Below are 19,271 nucleotides of genomic sequence, written 5' to 3'. Positions count from 1 at the left end.
TTATCAAACTATTTTTCTAGTATAGCATAGATGGCCAACTGGAGCAAGCCCAAGTAGAAATCACACAACAGAAAAAAGAGGCGTTTCGAATCAGCCTCTTCTTTCTTGTTTTTTTAGAATAAAAGTCTTATCCCTTGTTTTTAAAACGTTCTACATCACGTGCAATGACTAATTCTTCATCTGTTGGGATTACCAAGACTCTCACTTTGGCATCTGGTGTTGAAATATCCCCTTCTGCACCAAAGACATTCTTTTCTGGATCCACATCACAGCCGAACCAAGTCATCCCGTTAATGACTTGTCCACGGATCGTTTTAGAGTTTTCTCCGATACCAGCTGTAAAGATGATGGCGTCTGCTCCATTCAAGACAGCAAAGTATTGCCCGATGTATTTCTTAATACGATCAACAAAAATATCGTTTGCTAAAAGTGCCTTATCATTCCCATTGCGCATGGCTTCGTGAATATCACGCATATCACTTGAAAATTCAGATACTCCAAGAAGTCCTGATTCTCTGTTCAAGATACGACTAATGTCCTCCGGAGTCTTGAAGTCATCTGTATGTTCCATTAAATATGCGATGATTGCTGGATCGATATCACCTGAGCGAGTTCCCATCATCACACCACCAAGTGGAGTGAATCCCATAGAAGTATCCACGGAGATCCCTTTATCTACTGCTGTAATAGAAGCTCCATTCCCAATGTGACAAGTGATCAATTTCAACTCTTCGATTGGTTTCCCAAGAAGTTTAGCCGCTTCATGGGCTACATACTCATGGCTAGTCCCGTGAGCTCCATATTTACGAACCTTGTTTTCAGTGTAATATTTTGTCGGAAGAGGATAACGATAGGCTTTTTCAGGCATTGTTGTATGGAAAGAAGTGTCAAATACCACCACGCTAGTGATGTCTGGCAACAACTCTTTAAAGGCGCGAATTCCAGCAGCGTTTGCAGGGTTATGCAAAGGCGCTAATAAAGAAAGTTCTTCTACCTTTTGAATGACTTCTTCATCTACAAGAGCAGACTCTTTGAAGTACTCACCACCTGCAACGACGCGGTGTCCTACTCCAGTGATTTCATCATAGGAAGCAATAATATTAAAACGAATCAAATCATCTAGAAGGATTTTAACCGCTTGTGTGTGGTTCTCAATGTCTAAAACTTGTTTTTCTGCTCGACCATCAAATTTTACTGTGGAAATGGAATCTTTGAGTCCAATTCTCTCGATGAGCCCTTTTGCCAAAACTGTTTCTTCTGGCATTTGGTATAATTGCCATTTCAAACTTGAACTACCTGCATTAATTGCAATTGTTTTCGTCATTTTTTTACCTCTTTAAGCGTTTTCACTCCTATTATAGCAAAATTTTGTTTAAATTTCACTTTCTTTATTCCAGTTTTGAAAACTTTCACGGAATTTCATGACGTCTTCCTGATTTTGCAAATCGGTTAAGGGATAGACAAATGGTTGGACCTCCGCTTCTTCTTGCTTGCGCAAAACAAAGATGGTTTTTGCTAGATTGGCTGATCGAAAGAGGTTCTCTGGCAAGGTAACCATGGCCAAGACCTGAGCATGATCCTGCATCCATTTTTTCAGGAGAGGGCTCTGCTCGCTCGTCAAAAGATCATTCGGAGCTAGAAAAATAGCGATACCACCCGGCTTTAAGTATTTTAACGATTGTTCGATTAATAAATGATGGGCATAGGTGTGGCCCTGAGGGGAAGCGACCTGATAACGACTTGCAATGGAATCATCTGGATAATAACCGACAGGTAAATCGCTGATAATCACATCACTCTCTTTCAAAACCTGTGGACGAATGGCATCACCTTGGGCAAAATTCACATCCGCCTTCATCACTTCTGCCATACTAGCCGCAAGGTCAATCAAGAGATCATCAATTTCCAAGCCCAAATAATCTAAGGAACGCTGACAGTTGTTCATCAAGGTTTGGGCCAAGTTCCCTGTTCCACTCCCCATTTCTAGCACATCTACTTGATCGGAACTCGCCAACTGATCCACTAGGAAGACCAGAAGAAATCCAATCCCATCTGGCGTAAATTGGTGATTGGCCTGTAGGGGCTCTGTTTGGGCAGCCTTCATCAAAAGATACTGGAAGGAACGACGCCACTCTTCCTTGTTTAAGTTCAAGTCCTTCAGGCGCTGGTTGTTTTCCTTCACTAGAGTCAACTCTGTTTGCCCATCCAGATAGATGGCATTCTGCTCAACTAGAGCATCATAAAAGTTGGTCTGCAAATCATTTTGGATAGTTTGGGTATTCTCTAATAGGTAGCCGTAGGCTTTCTCAATTTTTTCGAAATTCATGCTTTCCTCCATCTCTTAATCATATCAAATTTTAAGAGTTTTCGCTATGCTTTTCGAAGGCCTGAGGCTTCTCTTCCTCAGTCGTGGTCGGGTGGTCTGTGGCCGAATCTGGAGCCTGCTTCTCCTTTTCCTTCTTGTCGGTTTTTTTCTTTTCACGAGGAGGTAGAGCAAAGGTGAAATGATAGCTTCCCCCATCTTGTAAGTGACTCGTTACGTTGGCAAAGCCCGATTTTTCTTCCAAATCGACTCGACCAGTTGAGAAGGTTATGGTTTTTTCTTCCCGATCCCAAGTATCAATCGCCAATTGAGCTTGCGCATAAGCCTGGATCCGGTGCTGACTAGCAAGGAGGATCCGTCTCTCTGCCACTTGTCTGTTCAGGTAAAACTGAAGCAAGAGACTAAAAACCGCCGACATAAAAAGGGCATAAAGAAGGATCCCGGCCTCAATCTGCTTCTTTTTTATCCTTTTCCACCACACGGTAGACCACCTCCCTTTCTAACCCTTCTTCAAAGCGCAGTTGAATAGACACCAGATCTCCTCTTTTTTCAATCCTGGCGGATTCAACTCCATCTATCATCGGTTGATAGCCACGGCCAGTCGCATCTGTCTTTCGGATATCTCCCCCCTTAGCCAGTCCAATGGCTATGGGTTTTTGATCCTGAACAAGATAGAATTTGTTATCTCTGACCTCTTCAAATTGGCTACGAGACAATTCAATGTCCAGCTGGTCCTGAAAGAGCAACCATTCCTCTTGCTTGATGTGACTTTGGTACTGGAGTTCTTGACGCAAGAGGCTTGTCAATCCTTGAAACACCAATAAACCACCGCTGATGACGAGCAGGGCAACCAAGGCCTCCAATAAAGTAAAGGCTGGCAGTTTAGTTCTTTTCAACAGCAATCACAACCTTTCCTTCATGATAGACCTTTAAGGACTTGGCAGACCTCTCCACCTGGACACTGACCTGATTGATGTTCAATTGATCTTGCCTTGTCTGGATCGCCATTTTTGCGACGCGCAAAACTTCTCCTTGTCTCAACTCTTCTATGCGCTGCTGTCGCGAGTCCCCTAGCTCTCCCAGCACAAGGGTCGTGAGGACACCAAACATCGCTAAGGCAATCAGTCCTTCTAACAAGAGACTAGCGGGGAGCCGTCGATTTTTTAATTTTTCCATTCCCAATTGCCAACTGATAGGTCACCACCTCTTTCTCTGTCTGAAATTGAATCTTTGTCAGGCTTGAATTGCCTCCTGCTGGATCAAAGGTCAGTTGCTTCTCTCTGACCACTTCCACCCCTTTTGGAAGCGGTAATTCTTGATAGGGACTATGAACCCCACCGTGGTCGATGGAAAGGAGAGCTCTCTCCTCTTTTGCAATACTCATCTTTTGTGTCTCCTGATAGACCCGTTCAAATTCCGAGAAAAACAATGTTTCTTCCACCTGCCCAAAGGCTTGATGGACTGACCCAGCTAGCAGCCAACATAGAAGACTAACGATACCTAGAGTTAGTAAGCTCTCTAGAAGGGTGAAAGCTTTAATCTGCAACCGCACGGTGATCACCTGCATTCTTCACATAGTGAGCACGGTAGGCTTCTGCTTGTTTTTGAGTGATTTGTCCTTCTGCGACTAGCTTAGAAAGACTAGCTTTTTCATTCTGATGATTGAGTTCATAGAGCTCAGCCTGGCTCTCCACGACTTTGACGACTGCTCGATTTCCTGTATCTGTTACCGAATCTTTCTGCTTGGTCAAGTTCGGAACAAAGAGCAAGAGAAGAACGCTGATAATGAGCAAAACAACTAACATTTCAATCAGAGTAAAAGCTTTTACCTTGAGTGTGCGCAATGATTTCATAAAGGAACCTCCAAATTTTCATAAATTGGCAGCAACATGGCTGCATAGAGCAAAACAATCATAAGAGCAACAAAGACAAAGACCAGTGGTTGGACGACATTCATGGCCTTGTTCAAACGATGGAAAAAGCCAGCCCAGGTCTTGTCTGCATAGATTTCCAGCTCACTACCGAGCTTGGACTTGGCCTCCCCATATTCAATCATGAGGGCCAGCTCTCGTTTAAAGAAAGGATAGGTCTGAATATGGTCAGAAAAAGAAGTCCCCCGAGCCAATGCTACTTCCAAATCCTGTCCAATCTCACGAAACAGACGGGAACGTTGCCCCTGCATCATAGGAAAGATTTGATTCAGCTCCAACCCTTGGGCAATCATACTCCCCCATTCTCGAGCATAAAAAGCCGTCAGATAATCCTGTAAGAAGGGGCGAAGAAAAGGAAGGGTAGCCAAAAACGAAACAAGGGCCAGACGCTTGGCTCGACGACCTAGGAAGAGGAGAATCAAAACTCCAATCGCTAGTAACACACTTCCTACCAAGACATACTGGGGAAAGACACTGATCAATCGTGTCGCACCATTTTGACTCTCCAACTGAGGCAAGAGATAGTTTTTCAGACCCAGCATAATGGCCATCAAAAATCCCAACAATAGTACTGGATAGGTGGCCACCTCAACTAGTTTCTTTCGAACCTGGGTCAGATTTTCCAGGTAGCTACGGATTTTTTCTAAACTTAAGGTGACATTTCCATGCTGCTCTGCCAGTGCTAATTGAGTCGTTACCTGATCGGAAAAGCCTAGATCAGAAAGAATAGCTGACAGGGGCTTGCCGTTGGCAAGTCCAACTTGCATTCTTTCAACAAAATCTGCCTCTACCAAATGGCTCCGACGTAGGAAGTCGATGACCTCTGATAGATGAAAGCCACTACTGTAGAGATTGTGAAAGAGCTCAATGACATGCTCTTGCTTGGCAATCGATAATTTTTTCGGCTTGCGCCTGATCCAACTCAATATGTCCCGCTTCATAAAGTGCATCAATTTGCTGGTTCCACTTTTGACTGGAATGGTTTTGGTAATCTTGGATGACAAAGTCAGTGACACCTCCTCCCTTTATCAAACGCTGGTAACAGATCCCTTGAAGGACAATCCGTAACTCCTCCTCACTCACCCCCAACTCCAATAGGCGTTCGTACACCCCAGGGATGCTCTTGGCATGGATGGTGGAAAAGACTGTCACACCTGTCAGACTAGCCCGAATAACTGCACGAGCTGTCTCCGTGTCGCGTATTTCTCCGATGAGGAGAAGATCCGGACGATGGCGCAGAGAAAGTTTAATCAAGCTATCATAGGTCATGCCAATCGCTTCATTGAGTTGCAATTGCAACATTTCTTCTTGCTTAATTTCTACCGGATCTTCAATCGACATGACTTGTTGCCCCGAAAATTTTTTCTTGGCTAGGGCATGCATCAGTGTCGTCTTCCCCGATCCGACTGGACCCGCAAATAAGTAGAGCCCCCGCTTACTCACCTTCTCTTCTAGCTCTTGCAGTTGATCGAACCAGAAACGGAGCTCCCGGTCCTCATTGTGGAGCAGGCGAATGACCAAACTTTCATATCCCCTATAGTCCCCCACTGTGGACAAGCGTAAGGACAAGACCTTATCTCCTAGAGAATAGTCACAGGAGCCTAACTGACTCCTCCGCCTCTCCCCCACGTTCATCCCTGCCATAAATTTAAAATGGCTGATGACCGCTACCATTTGTTCTTGCGAATAAGTCTCAATAAACCGTCTCTCATCCCCAACCCTTAGAAAGAGCTGATAGTCTGACGCTCGAGGAACAAAATAAATATCCTGAGCTTCGGCACTCGAGGCCATTCGAATAATGGATTGTGCAATTTCTTGAACCATATTTCCTCCTTTCACTATATAATTCGCAAATAAATAGCCAACTAGCACTCGATTTGGAAAAAAAGTAAAAAAAAAGAAACTCAACTACATATTGAATTTCTCTTACTATAACTGATTTGTCTCGTTGTCTAGCTTACAAGAGCGATGAGCCGTGTGAGCATTCTCCTTTTCGTAGCCTGGACGGCGCTTGCTTCTCGGAATCTGCTGGTCATTCTCTAATAGGGCAACCGAATGGTACTGCTGCACATATTCCGCACATTCTTCACACCAGCGGCGATCCTCAGGATCCCAAAAAATTGTCATTAAATCACTTCTACTTTTAAATAATGGAGATTGCTCTCTTAAAAGTAACCATTGGCGTTTGTAATATTTTAGGGCTTCATAATAGTCATCAAATCTTTGACTAGCGACAATGTCCTTCTCCCAATCTTCTAAAAACCACCAGGGTTCGAAATCTCCATACATTTCAATCACTTGATACATGTTTCTCTCCGTCCTTTGTATCCAATATTATATATAAAATCCTTTGATAACAAAAGAATTCTGCTCATGAAAGGAAAAAGTGGTAAATTTCCCGAACGTTTTCGCGATTTTCTTTCAAAATCTCCCCTTATAGAGGAGAGACAGGCCATTTTTTGATAAGAAAAAGAGGCTGGGACAAAAGTCCTAGCCTCTCAATTGTCTTTGAATTGTCGAGCAAGACGCAGTGGTTGAGTGGGCTCTACTACACTGATTTCATCAGCTTTTACAGCCCTACTCAACTGTGCGGAGGTGGGACGACGAAATCGAATTCTAACGAATTACCGATTTCTGTCCCACTCTCTTTTCAAGCGATGATCGATTAGAACAATTGAAGGGCAATCATGGTTGTCATGGTTGCATCGTAATAATTATCTGTTGATAGATCTTGCATAAAGATAAACTTGTTCTGTTGCACTAACTTAAGATAGCCATCTCCATTTTCAGCCGCATAAGATACCGGAGCAATGAAGCTAGCTGCCTGATACTGATGGAGGGCATTGCCTTTAAGATCATAGCCTGCATAGATATTTCGTTGCTTCATGAAGAAGTCCAGCATCTTCTTGACCAATTTTTGACTGGTCTTATCTTGGCTTTGAGCCAAGTTGTATGGCAGGCGACAAGCGTTGTAAGAATAGGCGCCATCGTACTTGGATTCGATAGTATCCGGGTCCGCCACACGCGCCCCTTGTTCATCTACCCACATAAAGTCTGGCAGAAGCCCTGTCTTACTTTGCGAACTAATAGCATCAAGCTGTGCCAACATCTTCTCTTTGATACTCAACCATCGTTCATTACCAGTCAACTCATAGAAGGATTGGAAAAAGGATGGAAGGGTATCAGAGGTTCTCATCAAGTGATAGAATTCGGAATTCTGATCAGCCCAATTCCCAACTGTCAAGACACCCGTTTTCTCATTGTAGTTGTACTTGAGGATGTCTTCCAAGATAGCCTTGGCTTGCTTTTGATAGACATCACCTTTCTCAGGCCACTGTTTTGCGGCCTCCATCAAGGCATAGGCAATATATAGATCGCCGTCCGTCGCATTTTGATGCTCAGATGACAGCTTCCCTTTTTTGATGATTTGTTTCCAGGCCATCAATTGGGTGTCATCAAAGCGATTGTTTTGATAATAACGATACAGACGGTCAAAATCCTCTTGATTGGCTAAGTCTTTCTTAGCAGCCTCTACTGTGATCAGCATGCCATAACCTTGTGCTTCTGATAAGACAACCGTTTCTTGGTCGCTGTTTGTTGTACGAACATAGGACTGTTTTCCATCCGTCACGAGGTAGTGTTCCGTCCATTGCCGATAGAGGCGATTCCGCATCTCCACCTTACTTCTTGACCGAGCCAAAAAGAGAGTCAAACAAAAGACTGCCAGGATGACCACAAACCATAAATATTTCATTTTTTTTGTTCTCATAAGTCCTCCTAACCAGCAAACCGTTTCGTTTTCACCCACTTGGTTCCCTCGCGGTGAAGCAATTTATCCATGATGATCGATGAAATCGAATCAATCGAAACAATGATAAAGAGTTGGGAATAGCTAAAGTAGGCTGCTAGGGCCAACCAAATCTGTTTCACTGTCGCCTGACCAAATTGAGAAGCCATGGCAATATTGATTTGCAACAAATACAAACCAATCATCAGCACCCAGTTAAAGAGCATCAATTGGGCAATGTAGATATTTTCCGAGTCAAAAGCAAACGGAATCTGTACCCCAGGAGCAAAAAGATGGATAAACATGGCAGCGACATTGGCAAAGAAAATCAAGTCTGATAAGACAATCGCTGCATTAAACCAGAAGAAAATACATGAATAGTTGAAGACCTCTAATTTTACCCGCCAGTTTGCTTTTCCGAATAAGTGTTTAAAGTTAGAAAGTACAACCTCATAGTTTCCTTTTGCCCAACGTTTCCGTTGCATATAGTAAGTTTTTAAGGTCTCTGGCTCTTGTTGGAAGGCTTCCGAGTTGTAGGCTAAAGCGATCAACTTTCCGCTTTGCATGATTTTGAAGGAAATATCCGTATCTTCCGTCAAGGCACCATTCTTCCAACCACCAATACTTTTGACAAATTCTGTTTGAATAATAAAGTTGGTTCCTGGAATCCGTCCAATTTTGAAAAGATTCCACATACCGACGTGATGAACCCGCTGGGTCACGACGATTTCTTGGTTGATACAACGCGTCAAAAAGTTCTGGTTAGCATTTCTCGTCTTGTTGCGTCCAAATGAAGCCACATGGCGTTCTGGATCTTTAAGAACTTCCTTAACCAAGAAATAAAGAGCATTTTTCTCAGGCATAGCATCCGCATCATAGACGCAGATATAATCTCCTGTCGCCATCTTCAAGGCATCATTCAAGACCCCAGCTTTTCCACCTGTACCAGTACGATCAATAATGGTCACATCCCGTCCAGCGTATTCAGGAAGGGCTTTGACAGCCAGACACTCCTCATAGGTACGATCTGAGCAGTTATCGGCAAAGAGAAGCAATTCCACACGATCATGAGGGTAATTCATATCCAAAATAGCCTTAGCAGTTTGAGCAATGACCACATCTTCGTTATGAGCGGGTACCACAATGGTTACTTTTGGATAATAGAGAAGCGGGCTCGTATCCACACGGAAATCACTGTGTTTCAACCAGAATTGAACTGCTGAAATCAGGATCACCAAGCCCCAGGCTAGAGATAACCAGATAGAAATCAAGGTGAAAATCATTAAAATTTGACTAATCATGGTCCACCGCCTTAAAGTTTTTGTTTACCCGATGGTAGATGACCAAATAGGCAATAAATAATGCACAAAAGCATACAGCAAAGAATAGACTAATCCCTAGGGCCAGCCCAAAAAATAGATTTGTAAGAGTCATCGGTCCCTCCTAATATTCCACAATAATATCCGTTTCAAGTTGACGTTTCAAGTTACTAATGGCTTCCTGGTAGCTATGGAATTTCGTCCGATTGGTCGAATCCACCACCAAGTAGCCTTTTTGGAATTGAATGGCTTGATTGCCATCTTCTCCCTTAAAGACCAGAGATTCTAATTGATTTTTTAAATACAACTGATAATATTCTTGCAAATTTCGTTGCTGGCTATTCGTAAGCACTAGGAAATTGCCGTCTGAAACATAATAAAGTCTCTCATCTTGGATCAGATGGTGGCCAATCAGATAATGAATTTGGTTCAGCGTCCGATTGTACTCACGAGGATGGATTTGATAGAAGAGTTCCTCATGAGACCAATGAATTAAGAGGGCTTGTAATTTCTGCTCCTGTTGAAAGCCAGAACTTTCAAGTAAAGATCGGTAGGCGACTTCCGCTTCCTCTTCTTGGTTTTGAACCTTAGCAACCTCTTTAAACAGGTAGTAGCGAATTTTCGACAGAATTCCAACAAGAATCGGGAAAGAGAAAAGCAATAACAGTGCTTGGTTTGCAGGGATATACACGACCCCTGCTACCAGAAAGACAATTCCTAAACCGACTGAAATTAAAATCGTCCAGGTAAGCAGCAAATTGGATAAGACCAGTGAAGCAAACAAAGCTAAGACGAGAAAGAGAGCTTCCTCAATGATAATTTCACGTGCAAAGAATAGACAGTACAGCAGGACGGCCAATTCAAAACCGACCAAAATAAGCATCCAGTCTCCTAAATGATTCCTTCTTTTCATTCCTAATTCTCTCCCTCTATAAATTCAGACACCACGTCAACGAGTCCATAATAGTGCTGAATGGCTTGAACAATCCGCTCAGATGCCTTCCCATCTCCATATGGATTTCGGGCCGAAGCCATTTTTTGATACAAATCATGGTCCGTCAACAGAGCAGTCATTTCTTCCTTCACTCTCTCAGGATCCGTTCCGACCAATTTTAAAGTTCCAGCTTTGACACCTTCTGGACGTTCGGTCGTATCCCGAAGGACTAAGACAGGCTTGCCTAAGGAAGGGGCCTCCTCCTGAACTCCTCCCGAATCAGACATAATAAAGTAACTTCTCGATGCTAGGTTATGAAAATCAAAGACGTCCAAAGGAGCAATCAAATGAATACGGTCGTGATCTCCTAAGATCTCCTTAGCCGCCTCTTGAACAGCCGGACTGAGGTGGACTGGATAAACAACCTCCAACTCCGGATGAGCATCTACCATTTCTCTCAAGGCAGCAAAGACAGCTCGCATCGGTTGACCTTGGTTTTCCCGACGGTGCATGGTCACTAGGACCAGTTTCTTCTGTGGATCTAACTGATCAAGCACCTGGTGGTGATAATCCTCTTGCACGGTTAATCGCAGGGCATCAATCGCCGTATTCCCCGTAATGAAAATGGACGACTCTGGATGATGTTCCATGAGAAGATTGGCCTTGCTTTCACTGGTTGGAGCAAAATAGAGATCTGCTAGGTTATCCGTCATTTGACGGTTCATTTCCTCAGGGAAAGGCGAATACTTATCGAAGGTTCTGAGACCCGCCTCTACATGACCAATACGGACTTGATTATAAAAAGCAACAAGACTGGCTGCAAAAGTCGTCGTTGTGTCCCCATGGACCAAAATCATATCTGGTTGCACTTCTTTCACGACTGGGTCAAATTTTTCAAGGATTTTAGCCGTAATATCTAGAAGAGATTGGTTTTTCCCCATAATATCTAGATCATAATCCGGTTGAATACGGAAGGTCTCTAGCACTTGATCTAACATTTGACGATGCTGAGCAGTCACCACTGTAATCGTTTCAATGGTCTCACTTTGCTTTTGAAGCTCTAAAACCAGGGGAGCCATTTTAATAGCTTCTGGGCGCGTTCCAAAAACAACCATCACTTTAATCTTTTTCATCATCTCACCTTTTTAACCTTGTGAATTTTTTAACAAAATCGACGACACTTTTCCCATCCATTCTACCTTCAATAGCTTCAAAAGTCAAACTATCTCAATGCTTTCGTAATACATTTAATCGAATTTTAATAATCTGTAATTTATATGTAACATTCGAATCTTTCGAACCCTTAAAACCCTTGAAATAGCTGGTTTTTATACTATTTTTTTTTAACATTCAAACCTTTATGAAGTTTCATTTTCATTACTAAAATATTCATTATTTTAAATATATATTTTTTTTGCGCATATTTTTAAACTGATATTATAGGAAAAAGCGGTGACCATATGGTTATTTTTAGGCATAAAAAGAAGCCCTACTGAAAATCAGTAAAGCTTCTTTTAGGATTAATTTTCTTCCACTACAATTGATTCAACAGTTTCAGTTGCTTCTTCTGTAACAGGAACTTCTTCGATAATTTCGACTTCATTGACTGCTTGTGGTTCCAAGTTACGGTAACGAGCCATACCTGTACCAGCAGGAATAATCTTACCAATGATAACATTTTCCTTGAGTCCAAGGAGATGGTCTTTCTTACCGCGAATCGCTGCGTCAGTGAGGACACGAGTTGTTTCCTGGAAGGAAGCCGCTGACAAGAAACTATTGGTTTCAAGAGAGGCCTTGGTGATACCCATAAGGACTGGACGAGCCGTTGCAGGAACCCCACCAGAAATGACCACATCACGGTTAGCATCTGTAAAGTCTGTAATATCCATGAGGGTACCCATGAGAAGGTCTGTATCTCCTGGATCCATAACACGAACCTTACGGATCATTTGACGCACCATTACCTCGATGTGTTTGTCGCCGATTTCTACCCCTTGGCTACGGTATACTTTTTGTACTTCCGCAAGGAGGTAAGTTTCAACAGACAAGACATCACGAACGGCAAGGAGACGTTTTGGTTGGATAGAACCTTCTGTCAATGCTGCACCACGAGAGACTTGATCTCCCACTTCGACTTTCATGCGGGCTGTGTAAGGGACAACGTATTCTCCCTCACCAGTCGCACCACGAACAAAGACTTTCTTGGTACGTGTAGAAGCATCTTCTTCAATGGCTGTGACTTCCCCTTTAACCTCAGTGATGACCGCTTCCCCTTTCGGATTGCGGGCTTCAAAGATTTCTTGGACACGAGGAAGACCTTGCGTGATATCGGTATTTGAGGCAACCCCACCCGTGTGGAAGGTACGCATTGTAAGCTGTGTACCAGGTTCCCCGATAGATTGGGCAGCGATGGTTCCGACTGCTTCACCAACTTCAACCGCATCACCAGTCGCCAAGTTGATACCGTAACAGTGACGGCAGACACCATGGCGGGTGTTACATGTAAAGACAGAACGGATAGTAACTTCTTCGACACCAGCATTGACAATTTCACGTGCTAGGTCTTCTGAAATCAAGGTATCTGGACCAACAATGACTGCACCTGTTTCAGGATGTTTGACAGATTTCTTCGTATAACGACCTGTTAAACGCTCTTCCAATGGTTCAATCATTTCTTTGCCATCGGTAATCGCACGGATCACGAGTCCACGGTCAGTTCCACAGTCATCCTCACGGATAATGACGTCTTGGGCAACGTCAACCAAACGACGTGTCAAGTAACCTGAGTCGGCTGTCTTGAGGGCCGTATCGGTCATCCCTTTACGAGCACCGTGAGTAGAGAAGAACATTTCGAGTACTGACAAACCTTCGCGGAAGTTTGAAAGGATCGGCAATTCCATAATCCGTCCGTTTGGAGCAGCCATCAAACCACGCATACCGGCAAGCTGTGAGAAGTTTGAGATGTTACCACGAGCTCCAGAGTCCATCATCATAACGATTGGGTTCTTCGGATCTTGGTTATCTACCAAGCGTTTTTCCAATTTCTCACGGGCTGCACGCCATTCAGCTGTAACGGCATTGTAACGCTCATCATCTGTAATCATCCCTTTACGGAACTGTTTGGTGATTTGTTCTACACGTTTGTGAGATTCTTCAATGATTTCAGCCTTATCTTCAACAACTGGAATATCGGCAATACCCACTGTCAATCCTGCAAGAGTTGAGTGGTGGTAACCTAAATCTTTCAAACGGTCCAAGAAAGCAGATGTTTCTGTTGTACGGAAGCGTTTGAAGATTTCTGCGATGATATTTCCAAGATTTTTCTTCTTGAATGGAACGTTTAATTCCAATTGCTCAATCGCCACTTTGACATCTTGACCAGGCTCCAAGAAGTACTTAGCTGGAACACCTTCTGTCAAGTTGGCATTATTTGGCTCTTGGAGGTATGGAAGTTCTGCAGGCATGATATCGTTAAAGAGAATCTTACCAACAGTTGTCAAGAGAATCTTGTGTTGTTGAGCTTCTGTCCATGGTTTGTTCAAGCTATCCGTCGCAATTCCGACACGTGTATGCAAGTGAACATAACCATTGCGAAGGGCCATGACCGCTTCATCACGGTCTTTGAAGACCATTCCTTCGCCTTCACGACCAGCTTCTTCCATAGTAAGGTAGTAGTTCCCCAAGACCATATCCTGAGATGGGGTAACAACTGGTTTTCCATCTTTCGGGTTCAAGATGTGCTCAGCAGCCAGCATCAAGATACGGGCTTCTGCTTGAGCTTCTTCCGAAAGCGGTACGTGGATGGCCATTTGGTCACCGTCAAAGTCGGCGTTGTAGGCTTCACAGACAAGTGGGTGCAAGCGAAGAGCTTTCCCGTCAATCAAGACTGGCTCGAAGGCTTGGATCCCCAAGCGGTGGAGGGTCGGTGCGCGGTTCAAGAGAACTGGGTGTTCTTTGATCACTTCTTCTAGGATATCCCAGATACGCTCATCTCCACGTTCCACCAAGCGTTTAGCGGCTTTGACGTTTTGCACGATATCACGCGCAACGATTTCACGCATGACAAATGGTTTGAAGAGCTCGATAGCCATTTCACGTGGCACACCACATTGGTACATCTTAAGGGTTGGACCAACGGCGATAACGGAACGTCCTGAGAAGTCTACCCGTTTCCCGAGCAAGTTTTGACGGAAGCGTCCTTGTTTCCCTTTGAGCATGTGGCTCAATGATTTAAGCGGACGGCTACCTGGTCCTGTGATTGGACGACCACGACGACCGTTGTCGATCAAAGCGTCAACCGCTTCTTGAAGCATCCGTTTTTCGTTTTGCACGATGATACCAGGAGCATTCAACTCAAGCAAACGAGCCAAACGGTTGTTCCGGTTGATCACACGACGGTAAAGGTCGTTCAAGTCAGAGGCAGCAAAACGGCCACCATCCAATTGGACCATCGGACGAAGATCTGGTGGAATAACAGGAAGGATGTTGAGAACCATCCATTCTGGTTTGTTTCCAGATTTGTAGAAGGCATCTAAGACATCCAAACGGCGAACAGCCTTCACACGTTTTTGACCAGTTGCAGTCTTCAATTCTTCTTTCAAGACAGCAATTTCAGCTTCCAAATCCACTTGTTTCAAGAGGTCTTGGATCGCTTCTGCCCCCATCTTGGCAACAAAGGAACCTGGTCCGTATTCACGCAAGCGTTCACGGTATTCGCGTTCTGTCATGATGGATTTGTGCTCAAGCGGTGTATCTTTTGGATCGATAACCACGTAAGCTGCGAAGTAGATGACTTCTTCAAGGGCACGAGGACTCATGTCCAAGGTCAATCCCATACGAGAAGGGATTCCTTTGAAGTACCAGATGTGTGATACAGGAGCTTTCAACTCGATATGCCCCATTCGTTCACGACGAACCTTGGCACGTGTTACTTCCACACCACAGCGGTCACAAACAATCCCTTTGTAACGGATTCGTTTGTATTTTCCACACGCACATTCCCAGTCTTTTGTAGGACCAAAGATGACTTCATCAAAGAGACCTTCACGTTCTGGTTTCAATGTACGGTAGTTGATTGTTTCAGGTTTCTTGACCTCTCCATAAGACCATGAACGGACCTTACTTGGAGAAGCTAGGGTGATTTGCATACTTTTAAAACGATTTACATCAACCACTATTTCTTACCTTTCTTTATGTTCATTATCGATTGTATGTTCTTTTGCTTTTTGTGAAGGTGAGAAGGACTTTCCTTCACACCTTCAAGCCTAAAGCTTCGAGATAGACAACCTTCTCAGGCTTTCTACTCTCTTGAACTACATATTTTATTAATCTTCTTTCCCTTCAGCTTCGAAAGCTGCGCGAGCTTCCTTAGCTGCTTTTTCACGTGCCTTTTCTAGATCATCTACGTGGATAACATCGTCGTCTTCCCCTTCGTCAAGGTCGCGAAGTTCAACTTCTTTGTCATCTTCATCTAGGACACGCATATCCAATCCAAGTGATTGCAATTCTTTCACGAGTACTCGGAAGGACTCTGGCACACCTGGTTTTGGAATTGGTTTTCCTTTGGTAATCGCTTCATAAGCTTTCAAACGTCCGTTGACATCATCTGACTTGTAGGTCAAGATTTCTTGAAGGACATTAGACGCACCATAAGCCTCAAGGGCCCAAACTTCCATTTCCCCGAAACGTTGTCCACCAAACTGAGCTTTACCTCCGAGTGGTTGTTGGGTAACCATTGAGTATGGTCCGACAGAACGAGCGTGGAGTTTATCATCAACCATGTGGTGAAGCTTGATCATGTACATGACACCGACAGAAACACGGTTATCAAATGGCTCACCTGTACGGCCATCGTAAAGAATGGTCTTAGCATCGCTATCCATACCTGCTTCACGAACAGTATCCCAGAGGTCTTCTGAGCTTGCTCCGTCAAAGACTGGTGTTGCGATGTGGATGCCCAAGTTACGAGCTGCCATACCAAGGTGAAGTTCCATAACCTGTCCGATATTCATACGTGATGGCACCCCAAGTGGGTTCAACATGATATCAACCGGTGTACCATCTGGAAGGTATGGCATGTCTTCAACAGGAACAATACGAGAAACAACCCCTTTGTTTCCGTGACGACCGGCCATCTTATCTCCGACGCGGATCTTGCGTTTTTGTGCGATGTAAACACGAACCAACATGTTCACACCAGATTGCAATTCATCTCCGTTTGCACGCGTAAAGATCTTGACATCGCGAACGACTCCATCTCCACCGTGAGGAACACGAAGGGATGTATCACGCACTTCACGAGATTTATCTCCAAAGATGGCGTGGAGGAGACGTTCTTCGGCAGAAAGGTCTTTCTCACCCTTCGGTGTGACCTTACCAACTAAGATATCGCCTTCTTTCACTTCCGCACCAATACGGATAATTCCCATTTCATCAAGGTTTCTGAGGGCATCTTCCCCTACGTTTGGAATTTCACGAGTGATTTCTTCAGGGCCTAACTTGGTATCGCGCGTTTCTGATTCGAATTCTTCCAAGTGAACAGATGTGTAGACATCTTCTTTGACCAAGCGTTCGCTCATGATAACGGCATCCTCGAAGTTGTAGCCTTCCCAAGTCATGTAGGCAACGATTGGGTTTTGACCAAGGGCCATTTCCCCTTTTTCCATAGATGGACCGTCTGCGATAAAGTCACCTTTTTCAACGACATCGCCAACTTTCACAAGGGTACGTTGGTTGTAAGCAGTACCTGAGTTTGAACGACGGAATTTTTGGATGTGGTAAACATCAAGGGATCCATCTTCCCGACGAACTTCTACCTTGTCTGCATCCGCATAAGTAACCTTACCATCGTGTTGGGCAATGACTGCAGCTCCTGAGTCATGGGCTGCTTGGTATTCCATACCAGTACCCACATAAGGCGCTTTTGGATCGATCAATGGCACAGCCTGACGTTGCATGTTGGCACCCATAAGGGCACGGTTGGAGTCATCGTTTTCCAAGAAAGGAATACATGCTGTCGCAACGGCAACTACTTGTTTTGGAGACACGTCCATGTAGTCGACTTGATCAGATGGGAACTCTTGGTTGTTACCACGATGACGTCCCATAACGATTGGCTCGGCAAAACCACCTTTTTCGTTCAACTTAGAGTTGGACTGTGCTACGATGTACTCATCTTCTTCATCAGCTGTCAACCAAACGATTTCGTTAGTCACCACACCTTTTTCACGGTCTACTTTACGGTATGGTGTTTGGATGAAACCATATTTGTTCAAGTGTCCGTATGAAGACAAGTTATTAATCAAACCGATGTTTGGTCCTTCAGGTGTTTCGATTGGACACATACGACCATAGTGAGTGTAGTGCACGTCACGGACTTCATATCCAGCGCGGTCACGCGTCAAACCACCAGGCCCTAAGGCTGACAAACGACGTTTGTGGGACAACTCAGAAAGTGGGTTGTGTTGGTCCATGAACTGGGACAATTGTGAAGAACCAAAAAATTCTTTAATCGCTGCAGTCACTGGACGAATGTTGATGATTTGTTGCGGTGTTAATACTTCGTTATCTTGAACAGACATGCGTTCACGGACATTACGTTCCATCCGTGAAAGTCCAAGACGCACTTGGTTAGCAAGCAATTCACCAACCGCACGGATCCGACGATTTCCAAGGTGGTCGATATCATCGACACGGCCAAGACCTTCAGCCAAGTTAAGGAAGTAGCTCATCTCAGCAAGGATATCGGCTGGAGTGATGGTACGAACCTTATCATCTGGATTTGCATTGCCGATGATAGTGACAACGCGGTCTGGATCAGAAGGAGCCACAACCTTGAATTTTTGAAGAACGACTGGTTCTGTCAAGACTGCTGAATCATTTGGAGTGTAGACAATCTTGTTCAAGTCACCGTCCAAATGTTCTGAGATGCTATCGATGACGTCGCGCGTCATCACTGTTCCAGCTTCTACAAGGATTTCGCCTGTTTCAGCATCTACCAATGGTTCTGCGATTGTTTGGTTCAACAAGCGGTTCTTGATATTGAGTTTCTTGTTGATCTTGTAACGACCAACTGGTGCCAAGTCATAACGACGTGGGTCAAAGAAACGGGCTACCAACAAGCTACGTGAGCTTTCCGCTGTTTTTGGCTCACCTGGACGAAGACGCTCATAAATTTCTTTGAGGGCTTCATCTGTTCGTGAATCCATTGGGTTCTTATGAATATCTTTCTCGACAGTGTTGCGAACCAATTCGCTATCCCCAAAGATATCAAAAATCTCATCATCACCAGAGAAACCAAGGGCACGAACCAAGGTCGTAAATGGAATCTTACGCGTACGGTCAATACGAGTGTAAGCAATATCTTTTGAGTCTGTTTCGAGCTCTAGCCAAGCTCCACGGTTCGGAATAACTGTTGATCCATAGCCAACCTTACCATTCTTGTCCACTTTATCATTGAAGTAGACACCTGGTGAACGAACGAGCTGGGATACGATGATCCGCTCTCCACCATTGATGATAAAGGTCCCCATCTCAGTCATGATTGGGAAATCACCAAAGAAAACTTCTTGGGTTTTGATTTCTCCTGTTTCCTTGTTAACCAAGCGGAAGGTTACAAAGATTGGAGCAGAATAACTCGCATCATGGATACGTGCTTCTTCCAAGGTATACTTTGGTTCTCTGATTTCATAGCCGACAAATCCCAACTCCATTGTGTCGGTGAAGTTCGAAATTGGCAATACATCTTCGAAAACTTCTTTCAAACCATGATCCAGAAAATCTTTAAATGAATCCGTTTGGATTTCAATCAAATTTGGTAAATCAAGAACTTCTTTGATTCTTGAAAAACTACGACGGGTCCGATGTTTCCCGTATTGAACGTCATGTCCTGCCAAAGTTTTAACTCCTTTTTCTATACTAGGATACCAGCTAGGGGAAGCCCCTCTCTGAAGATCCGGTTTCTAGATCGCTTTTGACT

The 19,271-nt window shown here is 44.1% G+C and carries 16 protein-coding genes; all 16 read right to left on the bottom strand.

Going from position 1 to position 19,271, the window contains the following annotated elements; translation table 11 throughout:
• Positions 1-127: 127 nt before the first annotated feature.
• Positions 128-1,324: an acetate kinase gene (locus tag EAI95_RS07740; RefSeq protein WP_129822647.1), complete on the bottom strand. Its 1,197-nt coding sequence runs from the start codon at positions 1,322-1,324 to the stop codon at positions 128-130.
• A gap of 48 nt (positions 1,325-1,372) precedes the next feature.
• A complete protein-coding gene (locus EAI95_RS07735; protein WP_129822646.1) occupies positions 1,373-2,326 on the bottom strand; it encodes a class I SAM-dependent methyltransferase in 954 nt (317 codons plus the stop codon).
• A gap of 31 nt (positions 2,327-2,357) precedes the next feature.
• Positions 2,358-2,804 (bottom strand): competence type IV pilus minor pilin ComGG, encoded by a 447-nt coding sequence (comGG, locus tag EAI95_RS07730; protein WP_006595132.1) that lies wholly within the window; start codon positions 2,802-2,804, stop codon positions 2,358-2,360.
• A complete protein-coding gene (gene comGF, locus EAI95_RS07725; RefSeq protein WP_040803180.1) occupies positions 2,770-3,222 on the bottom strand; it encodes a competence type IV pilus minor pilin ComGF in 453 nt (150 codons plus the stop codon). The genes comGG and comGF overlap by 35 nt, the downstream gene beginning before the upstream one ends.
• Positions 3,206-3,499: a competence type IV pilus minor pilin ComGE gene (gene comGE, locus EAI95_RS07720; RefSeq protein WP_129822645.1), complete on the bottom strand. Its 294-nt coding sequence runs from the start codon at positions 3,497-3,499 to the stop codon at positions 3,206-3,208. The genes comGF and comGE overlap by 17 nt, the downstream gene beginning before the upstream one ends.
• On the bottom strand, positions 3,465-3,890 hold the full coding sequence (gene comGD, locus EAI95_RS07715) for a competence type IV pilus minor pilin ComGD (RefSeq protein ID WP_042507426.1): 426 nt from the start codon (positions 3,888-3,890) through the stop codon (positions 3,465-3,467). Before comGD ends, comGE begins: the two co-directional genes overlap by 35 nt.
• Positions 3,859-4,176 (bottom strand): competence type IV pilus major pilin ComGC, encoded by a 318-nt coding sequence (comGC, locus tag EAI95_RS07710; protein ID WP_023022076.1) that lies wholly within the window; start codon positions 4,174-4,176, stop codon positions 3,859-3,861. Before comGC ends, comGD begins: the two co-directional genes overlap by 32 nt.
• Positions 4,173-5,195 (bottom strand): competence type IV pilus assembly protein ComGB, encoded by a 1,023-nt coding sequence (comGB, locus tag EAI95_RS07705; protein ID WP_129822748.1) that lies wholly within the window; start codon positions 5,193-5,195, stop codon positions 4,173-4,175. The genes comGC and comGB overlap by 4 nt, the downstream gene beginning before the upstream one ends.
• A complete protein-coding gene (gene comGA, locus EAI95_RS07700) occupies positions 5,119-6,078 on the bottom strand; it encodes a competence type IV pilus ATPase ComGA (protein WP_129822644.1) in 960 nt (319 codons plus the stop codon). Before comGA ends, comGB begins: the two co-directional genes overlap by 77 nt.
• A gap of 105 nt (positions 6,079-6,183) precedes the next feature.
• Positions 6,184-6,561: a DUF1033 family protein gene (locus EAI95_RS07695; protein ID WP_023027558.1), complete on the bottom strand. Its 378-nt coding sequence runs from the start codon at positions 6,559-6,561 to the stop codon at positions 6,184-6,186.
• Between the two features lie 358 nt (positions 6,562-6,919).
• A complete protein-coding gene (locus EAI95_RS07680) occupies positions 6,920-8,023 on the bottom strand; it encodes a glycosyl hydrolase family 8 (protein WP_129822643.1) in 1,104 nt (367 codons plus the stop codon).
• An 8-nt stretch (positions 8,024-8,031) separates the two neighbouring features.
• Positions 8,032-9,342 (bottom strand): glycosyltransferase family 2 protein, encoded by a 1,311-nt coding sequence (locus EAI95_RS07675; RefSeq protein WP_117744984.1) that lies wholly within the window; start codon positions 9,340-9,342, stop codon positions 8,032-8,034.
• Positions 9,343-9,484: 142 nt separating this feature from the next.
• Positions 9,485-10,273 carry a hypothetical protein gene (locus tag EAI95_RS07665; RefSeq protein ID WP_129822642.1) on the bottom strand — a complete coding sequence of 263 codons (789 nt, stop codon included), beginning with the start codon at positions 10,271-10,273 and terminating at the stop codon, positions 9,485-9,487.
• A 2-nt stretch (positions 10,274-10,275) separates the two neighbouring features.
• Complete coding sequence (wecB, locus tag EAI95_RS07660) at positions 10,276-11,427, bottom strand: UDP-N-acetylglucosamine 2-epimerase (non-hydrolyzing) (RefSeq protein ID WP_129822641.1); 1,152 nt, start codon at positions 11,425-11,427, stop codon at positions 10,276-10,278.
• A gap of 387 nt (positions 11,428-11,814) precedes the next feature.
• Complete coding sequence (gene rpoC / locus EAI95_RS07655) at positions 11,815-15,468, bottom strand: DNA-directed RNA polymerase subunit beta' (protein WP_123160787.1); 3,654 nt, start codon at positions 15,466-15,468, stop codon at positions 11,815-11,817.
• A gap of 150 nt (positions 15,469-15,618) precedes the next feature.
• Positions 15,619-19,188, bottom strand: coding sequence for a DNA-directed RNA polymerase subunit beta (gene rpoB / locus EAI95_RS07650; protein WP_129822640.1), 3,570 nt, complete (start codon positions 19,186-19,188; stop codon positions 15,619-15,621).
• Between the last annotated feature and the right edge of the window lie 83 nt (positions 19,189-19,271).

The sequence above is a fragment of the Streptococcus sp. bf_0095 genome, from assembly GCF_004166885.1.
Classification (GTDB): Bacteria; Bacillota; Bacilli; order Lactobacillales; family Streptococcaceae; genus Streptococcus.
The sequence above is the reverse complement of the archived record's forward strand: the minus strand, read 5'-3'. Positions and strand labels throughout refer to the sequence as shown.